Source organism: Phenylobacterium sp., from assembly GCF_030693805.1.
In the GTDB taxonomy this organism is placed as follows: Bacteria; Pseudomonadota; Alphaproteobacteria; order Caulobacterales; family Caulobacteraceae; genus Phenylobacterium.
On sequence record NZ_JAUXZW010000328.1, the window covers coordinates 1 to 7,239 of the forward strand.

10 protein-coding genes are annotated in these 7,239 nt (G+C 69.9%); 4 read left to right on the forward strand and 6 right to left on the reverse strand.

Going from position 1 to position 7,239, the window contains the following annotated elements:
- The 3 genes from Q8M88_RS12890 to miaA all read right to left on the reverse strand — a co-directional run.
- Nucleotides 1–309: glycosyltransferase family 2 protein (locus Q8M88_RS12890; protein WP_305597562.1), on the reverse strand; the 309-nt coding region annotated here is incomplete at its 3' end.
- A gap of 6 nt (nt 310–315) precedes the next feature.
- Nucleotides 316–1,095 carry a TSUP family transporter gene (locus Q8M88_RS12895; RefSeq protein ID WP_305597563.1) on the reverse strand — a complete coding sequence of 260 codons (780 nt, stop codon included), beginning with the start codon at nt 1,093–1,095 and terminating at the stop codon, nt 316–318.
- Nucleotides 1,092–2,015 (reverse strand): tRNA (adenosine(37)-N6)-dimethylallyltransferase MiaA, encoded by a 924-nt coding sequence (gene miaA / locus Q8M88_RS12900; RefSeq protein WP_305597564.1) that lies wholly within the window; start codon nt 2,013–2,015, stop codon nt 1,092–1,094. The genes Q8M88_RS12895 and miaA overlap by 4 nt, the downstream gene beginning before the upstream one ends.
- Here miaA and serB point away from each other — a divergent pair.
- The 3 genes from serB to Q8M88_RS12915 are packed head-to-tail and all read left to right on the forward strand — an operon-like array spanning nt 2,014 to nt 4,305.
- Nucleotides 2,014–2,907, forward strand: a complete 894-nt coding sequence (serB, locus tag Q8M88_RS12905) for a phosphoserine phosphatase SerB (protein ID WP_305597565.1) — start codon at nt 2,014–2,016, stop codon at nt 2,905–2,907. The genes miaA and serB overlap by 2 nt on opposite strands.
- A gap of 4 nt (nt 2,908–2,911) precedes the next feature.
- A complete protein-coding gene (locus Q8M88_RS12910) occupies nt 2,912–3,586 on the forward strand; it encodes an HAD family phosphatase (RefSeq protein WP_305597566.1) in 675 nt (224 codons plus the stop codon).
- Between the two features lie 47 nt (nt 3,587–3,633).
- Nucleotides 3,634–4,305 (forward strand): HAD family phosphatase, encoded by a 672-nt coding sequence (locus tag Q8M88_RS12915; protein ID WP_305597567.1) that lies wholly within the window; start codon nt 3,634–3,636, stop codon nt 4,303–4,305.
- 40 nt (nt 4,306–4,345) lie between these two features.
- Here the strand turns inward: Q8M88_RS12915 and Q8M88_RS12920 are convergent, their stop codons facing one another.
- From Q8M88_RS12920 to hflK, 3 genes are all read right to left on the reverse strand, one after another.
- A complete protein-coding gene (locus Q8M88_RS12920; protein WP_305597568.1) occupies nt 4,346–4,729 on the reverse strand; it encodes a VOC family protein in 384 nt (127 codons plus the stop codon).
- 91 nt (nt 4,730–4,820) lie between these two features.
- Nucleotides 4,821–5,711, reverse strand: coding sequence for a protease modulator HflC (hflC, locus tag Q8M88_RS12925; protein WP_305597569.1), 891 nt, complete (start codon nt 5,709–5,711; stop codon nt 4,821–4,823).
- Complete coding sequence (gene hflK, locus Q8M88_RS12930) at nt 5,708–6,919, reverse strand: FtsH protease activity modulator HflK (RefSeq protein ID WP_305597570.1); 1,212 nt, start codon at nt 6,917–6,919, stop codon at nt 5,708–5,710. The genes hflC and hflK overlap by 4 nt, the downstream gene beginning before the upstream one ends.
- A gap of 122 nt (nt 6,920–7,041) precedes the next feature.
- On the opposite strand from hflK, the gene Q8M88_RS12935 reads away from it, so the two are divergent.
- Nucleotides 7,042–7,239 (forward strand): iron-sulfur cluster assembly protein (locus Q8M88_RS12935; RefSeq protein WP_305597571.1); only part of this gene is annotated, 198 nt, incomplete at its 3' end.

Genomic DNA, 7,239 nt, shown 5'->3' on the forward strand with positions numbered 1-7,239 from the left:
ACCTGCCGGCGCTTCCTCGTCGTCGTCGAGGAAGGCGATCAGCGGCGCGCGCGCGACGCCCAGCGCGGCGTTGCGGGCGTTGGCGACCCCGGCCCGCGGCTCGTGCAGGTAGGTCACCGGGAACGGCGCCTCGGCGGCCCGCGCCTCCACCTGCGCCTGCGCCGAGGGCAGGACGTCGTTGTCCACCACCACCAGCTCCAGCGCGCCGGCCTCGAAGCCGGTCTGGGCGAGGGCGGAGCGCATGGCCACGGCCAAACCGCCCGGCCGGCGCTGGGTGGGGATGACGATGCTGATCCGCGGTTCGCTCATGCCTGATCAGAACCATCCTTGCACGATCGCCCGCAGCGGGTTCGCCGGGTCGAGCAGCAGCTTGGCGGTCATCGCCAGCGAAATCACCACCAGCAGCGGGCGGATCAGCGAATGGCCCCAGCGCATGGCGGCGTGCGAGCCAAGGTAGCCGCCGATGAACTGTCCTGCCGCCATCGCCGCCCCGACCACCCACAGCACGTGGCCTGCGCCCGCCAGCACCACCATGGCGACGATATTGCTGGTCAGGTTCAGCGCCTTGGTGTGGGCGGTGGCGCGGGTCAGGCCCATGCCCATCAGAGTCACCAGGCTGAGCGCGAAGAACGAGCCTGTGCCAGGGCCGAAGAAGCCGTCGTAGAAGCCTATGGCGGCCGCCACAGAGGCGTAGGCGAGCGGCGTCAGGCGCGCGTGGGAATCGGCGTCGCTGACCTTGGGGCCGAACAGGAAATACAGCGCGATCGCCACCAGCAGCAGCACCATCAGCCAGCGGGTGTCGGCGACGCTGAGGACGGCGGCTCCCAGCAATGCGCCGGCGGCCGTCGCCAGGATCGGGATCCTCAACGCGTTGAAATCGATGCGACCGGCCCGCCAGAAGTTCCACACCGCCGAGGCCGTGCCGACGCTGGACTGCACCTTGTTGGTGGCTAGCGCCGCCACCGGATTGATCCCCGCGGCCAGCAGCGCCGGGACGGTGATCAGCCCGCCGCCGCCGGCGATCGCGTCGATGAAGCCGGCCGCCGTCGCAGCCAAGGCCAAGAGGGCGATGATCTCTGGGGCCAGGTGGGTCATCGGTCGAAGACCTGGTCACGGAGCTGCGCCCACTGTTCCGCAGGCTGCGTGGCGGTGACCCTGGGCCAGTCCGCCGTCTGGTTGCGGAACCAGGTGAGCTGGCGCTTGGCGTAGTGGCGCGTCGCCTGTTTGGCGCGGATCGTGGCGTCTTCGAGCGAGACCGTCCCAGCCAGATACGCCGCCAGGTCGCGAACGCCCAGCGCGCCCATGGCAGGCAGCGCCGGGTCCAGGTTGCGAGCCGCCAAAGCGCGCACCTCTTCAAGCGCGCCGGCCGCCAACATCGCGTCGAAGCGTGCGTCGCAACGGGCGTAGAGCGCCTCACGCGGCGGGTCGAGCACCACCCCGCGCCAGGAGCCGGAGGCGAGGACGGGGTGTGTGTCGGCCTGCCAGTCGCTGATCGAGCGGCCTGTCGAGCGGGCCACCTCCAATGCGCGGACCAGCCGCTGCCGATCGCCCGGCGCGATGCGCGTCTGCGCCTGGGGATCCAGCGTGCGCAGATCGTCGCGCACCGCGTCCTCGCCGCTCGTGTCGAAGCGCGCCTCGGCGGCCCGCCGCGCCGCGCCGGGAACCGCCGGGATCTCGGCCAGGCCGTCGGTCAGCGCGCGGAAGTAGAGGCCCGTCCCGCCGACCACGACGGCCGGCCTGTCGCGCGCGGCTAGCTCGTCCAGCACCTGCGTCGCGGCGCGCAGCCAACGACCCGTCGACCAGGCCTCGGCGGCGTCGGCGATCCCGAACAGGTGGTGGGGGGCGTGGGCCTCCTCGGCGGCGTCGGGACGCGCGCTCAGCACGCGCAGGTCGGCGTAGAGCTGCATGGAATCGGAGTTGACGATCTCGGCCCCGGTCTCGCGCGCCAGGGCCAGGGCGAGCGCCGACTTGCCGCTTGCGGTGGGGCCGGCGATGAGCCAGATGCGGGGCTCCATGCAGCTCGCCCTAACCCTCGTCAGCCCCGACCCGGACGCCGGCGCCGCCGCCGTGTCCATCCTGCCCGCAGCGCTCGCAGGCGCCGGAGCGCGCGTCAAGGAGCCCCGCGCATTGGGCCCTGGGGCCATCGACCTGTTGATCGAGGGGGAGGACATCGCCGCGGTCCGCGCCGCCGCCGAAGCTGCGCTGATCGGACGCCCGGTCGACATCTGCGTGCAGCCCTGGGAAGGGCGGCGCAAGCGGCTGCTGATCGCCGACATGGATTCCACCATCATCGGCTGCGAATGCCTCGACGAGCTCGCCGATTTCGCCGGCGTGAAGGCTCAGGTCTCGGCGATCACCGAGCGGGCGATGCGCGGCGAACTGGCGTTCGAGGGCGCGCTGCGCGAGCGGGTGGCGATGCTCAAGGGCCTGCCGCTCAGCGCGCTTCAACAGACCTACGACGAGCGGGTGCGGCTGAACCCCGGCGCGCGGACGCTGGTGAGAACCATGGGCGCCGGCGGCGCGCGTTGCGTGCTGGTCTCCGGCGGCTTCACCTTCTTCACCGGACGAGTCGCAAAGGCGGCCGGCTTCCATGCCGATCGCGCCAATACGCTGGGCGAGGGCGCGGGCGCCCTGGACGGCACGGTGGGCGAGCCGATCCTCGGTCGTGAAGCCAAGCTCTCGGCCCTGCAGTACGAGGCCGCGGGAGTGGACGCGCCGCTCTCGGCGACGCTCGCGATCGGCGACGGGGCCAATGACCTGGCGATGATCGAGGCGGCGGGACTGGGCGTCGCCTATCGGGCCAAGCCGATCGTCGCGGCGCAGGCCGACGCCAAGGTTGACCATGCCGACCTGACCGCTCTGCTCTATTTCCAGGGCTATCGCGCCGCCGAATTCGTCACGGACTGAGGCGATGAGCCTGCCGCGCCCCGTCCGCGCCGTGGTTTTCGACATGGACGGCCTGCTGGTCGACAGCGAGACCCTGGTGTTCGCGGCGCTGCAGGTCGCCGCGGCCGGCATCGACGCCGAGCTGCCGTTCGAGACCTTTCAGCGCATGGTCGGGCTGCCGCAAGCCGCCAGCGACCTGATCCTGGTCGAGCACTTCGGCCCGGCGTTTTCGCTGGAGGGCTTTCGCGACGAGGTCCGCGAGCGGATGCACGAGGCGCTAGTCGCTGGAGCCTGCCTGAAGGCCGGCGTGGTCGAGCTGCTGGATCACCTGCACGAGATCGGCCTGCCGTGCGCCATCGCCACCTCGTCGAGCCTGGAGTCGGTGGGGCGGACGCTCGGACCGAGCGGCCTCGTCCCACGCTTCCGGGCGTTGATCACCCGCGATGTGATCATCCATGGAAAACCGCACCCGGAGCCGTTCCTGCGCGCCGCCGAGGCCCTCGGCGTCGACCCGGCCGATTGCCTGGCGCTGGAAGACTCGCACAACGGGGTGCGCGCGGCCCATGCGGCAGGGATGATGACCATCATGGTGCCCGACCTGCTGCATCCGACGGAGGAGATGCAGTCGTTGTGCGTACGCATCGCGGCAGACCTGCACGAGGTCCATGACCTGCTGCGCGCGGCGGCTGCAACAGGCTGAATCACGGATTGATTTCGGGGCGCACGGCGACTCGCCTAGGAGACGCCATGACCCTGCCTCGCCGCGTCCGCGCCGTCGTCTTCGACATGGATGGCCTGCTGGTCGACACCGAAGGCCTCTACAGTGAGGCGCTTTCCACTGTCGCGCTGCGCGACGGCGTGGAGATTCCGCCCGAGGTTCTGCTCAGCACGATCGGCAACGCGTGGGCGGTCAGCGCCGAGCTCCTGCGCCGCCATTTCGCCGCAGGCTTCAACCCGGACGCCTTTAGACTCCGCGTAATGGAACGCTTCCACGAGATGGCGCAGGCGAAGGTGGCGTTGAAAGCTGGCGTGTTGGAAATTCTGCAGGCACTCGACGACTTGGGGCTACCACGGGCCATCGCCACCTCGTCGCAGCGCGAAGACGTCGAGCACCACATCGGCGGCCACGCGCTGCTCGAGCGCTTCGACGCAGTGCTTGCGCATGGCGACTACGCCCGCAGCAAGCCGGCACCGGATCCCTACCTGGCCGCCGCTGCGGCGCTGGGCGCGGTTCCCCGGGATTGTCTCGCGCTGGAGGATTCGCACAACGGCGTACGCGCCGCTCATGCGGCAGGGATGATGACGATCATGATCCCAGACCTGCTCGATCCCACCGAGGAGATGCGCTTGCTCTGTGTGCGGGTCGCCCGTGATCTTCACGAGGTCGAGGCGCTGTTGCGCGACGCCGCGCTCGCTTGAAGGCGCGCCCCGCTTGGGGCGTGACGGAGGGGGCGTTACGTCAGCCCGGCGCCCCATACGGCCGGGTGATCACCTCCAGCACGTGGCCGTCGGGGTCGAGGAAGTAGACGCCGCGACCGTCGTCGTTGCGGTTGATCTCGCCCGAACGCGTGCGGGCAGGGTCCGCCCAGTACTCCAGGCCGCGCGCCTCGATGCGCGCGAAGACGCCGTCGAACTCGGCCTCGCTGGTCAGGAAGGCGTAGTGTTGGACGGTGACGGCCTCGTCCTGCTGGTAGAAGTCGAGCGACACGCTGTTGTCCATCTCCACCACCATGAAGTGGTAGAACGCAACCGGATCCGGCCGGCCCAGCATCTGGGCCAGGAACGCCGACGACCGGTGCTTGTCGCTGCACCAGACGATGGTGTGGTTCAACTGCACGCTCATGACGACCGCTCCGTGATGCGGAGGCAGGATAGGTCGATCTGAGGCGTTCCTCCAACCTGTCGAATCCGGCTCTCGCCGGAGGAGCGGGCGTCTACTTGGCGCCAGGCCCGCGGTCGAAGTAGCGGAAGAAGGCGCTGTCGGGGGAGAGCACCATCGTCGTGTCGCCCTGGCCGAGAGAAGCCTCATAAGCCTGCATGGAGCGATAGAAGCTGGCGAAGCTCGGGTCCTTGCCGAAGCTGTCGGCGAAGATCCGCGTGCGCTGGCTGTCGCCCTCGCCTCGGGTGCTCTCGGCGACTTCGGTGGCGGTGGCCAAGGTGATCGCCACCTCCTTGTCCGCCGAGGCGATGATCTCGCGCTTCTGCTGCTCGCCGACCGCACGGATCTGCGCGGCTTCCTGCTGACGCGAAGTCTGCATGCGCCGATAGACGGCGGCCTGGTTGGCGGCGGGCAGGTCGGCGCGCTTGATGCGCACGTCGATGACGCTGATGCCCAGGCGCGAGGAGGCGGCGCGCCGGCTCACGTCGATGCGGGTCTGACGGACCAGCTCGGCGCGGCGCCCGGAGATGATCTCGTTGGAGGTCGCCGAGCCCAGGGTCTGGCGCAGCGCCGAATTCAGCAGCCGCTCGATGCGGTCGGCCGCGGTGCGGTCGTCGCGCAGGGTGCGGTAGTACTGAAGCGGGTCGTTGATGCGGTAGCGGATGAAGGCGTCAACCACCAGGCGCTCCTGGTCGGCGGCGATGATCTCTTCCTGATCGGCTTCCAACGAGAGGTTGCGCCGGTCCAACTTCTTCACGTTCTCCATGAACGGGACCTTGGCGTGCAGGCCGGCCTGCTGGCGGCCGGGCTGGTTGATCACCCGCACGGGCTCGCCGAAGCGGAGCACAAGAGCCTGCTCACGCTGTTCGACGACGAACAGGGTGTTGGCGAGCACGATCACCACGAGGATGGCCAGGATCGCCCAGCCGGTGAGCCGGCGGTTCATGGGCTTACTCCGGCGTCGACTGGCGCAGCCGGAACGGGGACCGGAACCGGGGCCGCCTGCGGCGTCGGTCCAGGCGCGGCCGGATCGAGCGAGCGCGACGGCGCGGTCTGGGTGCGCGCGCGGAAGACGTCGGGCGGCAGGATGATCGGCGCGGACGCGCCCTTGCCGTCGACGATGACCTTGTTGGACCGGGCGAGCACCCTCTGCATGGTCTCCAGATACAAGCGTTCGCGGGTCACGGCCGGGGCGCGGCGATATTCCACCAGGATCTGGTTGAAGCGCGCAGAGTCGCCCAGCGCCTCGCGCACAGCCTGTTCGCGGTAGCCCTGCGCCGACTGGGTGATGCGCGAGGCGTCGCCCTTGGCTTCATTGATCACCCGGTTGCGATAGGTGTTGGCTTCGTTGATCGCCGACTCGGCGTCCTGTCCGGCGTTGGCGACTTCACGGAACGCGGCGACCACTTCCTGCGGCGGGTTGGCGCTGCGGATCTGCACTTCGACGACGTTCACGCCGGCGCTCCAGCCGTCGAGCGTGCGCTGCATCAGTTCGGCGGCCTGCAGCTGGACCTGGCCGCGGCCGCGGGTCAGCACCTGCTGCAGCGGCGTCTTGCCGATCACCTCGCGCATCGAACTCTCGGCCACGGCCTTCACCGCGTCTTCGGGCGAGCGCAGGGTGAACAGGTATTTGGACGCGTCGGACACGCGCCAGGTGACGCTGAAATCCAGGTCGATGATGTTCTCGTCCCCGGTCAGCATCAGGCTTTCTTCGGGGATGTCCGCGCCGGCCGAGCCGCCGACATCGATGCGGTTCAGGCTGGTCACCGCGACCTTCTCGACCCGTTCCAGCGGCGCGGGCAGGTGGTAGCGCAGACCCGGCGTCTCGGAGCGCGAATAGGACCCGAAGGTGGTGACCACGCCTTCTTCGTTGGGCTGGATCACATAGATGCCGGAGGCGGCCCAGAGCGCGAAGGCGACGCCGGCGATGGCGACCACCGCGCCGGGACGAACACCGCCGCCGCCGGGACCGCCCAGCAGGCCGCGAAGCCGCCGCTGCAGGCGCTCGAGCGCCGCGGTCAGGTCGGAGCCTTCGGGGCGGCGTGGACCGCGTCCTGGCCCTTGCGGGCGTCGGGACTGATTGCGGCGATCACCGTCGTCCCCCTGCGGGGGCGAGCCCCAGGGGCCGGGATTGGCATTGTCGTTCCAGGGCATAAGCCGTCGCGTCTCGTTCGTATGTCCCGCGCGGCTGCGTCGTCGGCCCGGAGGGGCTTGTAAACCGGCGCTGTCGCCCGGATATGAGACCCCTTGATGGTCAAAGCAAGACATAGCCGCGCATGAACGTCCCACAGGGTCCCGATCGCGCTGAAGTGCTGGCCGCGCTGGACCGCGTGCGCGATCCCCGTTCTGGATTGGGATTGTCCGCCGCGGGCCTCGTGCGAGGCCTCGTGCTGTCGCCCGGCCGCGCGGCCTTCATGCTGGAGGTCCCGGCCGCCGACGCCGAACTCTACGCGCCGGTGCGCGAGGCCGCCGAA

What these genes read in the sequence shown, in the direction of transcription:
- Q8M88_RS12895 (WP_305597563.1), bottom strand. Translation starts at nt 1,095, where the DNA reads ATGACCCACCTGGCCCCAGAGATCATCGCCCTCTTGGCCTTGGCTGCG.
- serB (WP_305597565.1), top strand. Translation starts at nt 2,014, where the DNA reads ATGCAGCTCGCCCTAACCCTCGTCAGCCCCGACCCGGACGCCGGCGCC.
- miaA (WP_305597564.1), bottom strand. Translation starts at nt 2,015, where the DNA reads ATGGAGCCCCGCATCTGGCTCATCGCCGGCCCCACCGCAAGCGGCAAG.
- Q8M88_RS12910 (WP_305597566.1), top strand. Translation starts at nt 2,912, where the DNA reads ATGAGCCTGCCGCGCCCCGTCCGCGCCGTGGTTTTCGACATGGACGGC.
- Q8M88_RS12915 (WP_305597567.1), top strand. Translation starts at nt 3,634, where the DNA reads ATGACCCTGCCTCGCCGCGTCCGCGCCGTCGTCTTCGACATGGATGGC.
- Q8M88_RS12920 (WP_305597568.1), bottom strand. Translation starts at nt 4,729, where the DNA reads ATGAGCGTGCAGTTGAACCACACCATCGTCTGGTGCAGCGACAAGCAC.
- hflC (WP_305597569.1), bottom strand. Translation starts at nt 5,711, where the DNA reads ATGAACCGCCGGCTCACCGGCTGGGCGATCCTGGCCATCCTCGTGGTG.
- hflK (WP_305597570.1), bottom strand. Translation starts at nt 6,919, where the DNA reads ATGCCCTGGAACGACAATGCCAATCCCGGCCCCTGGGGCTCGCCCCCG.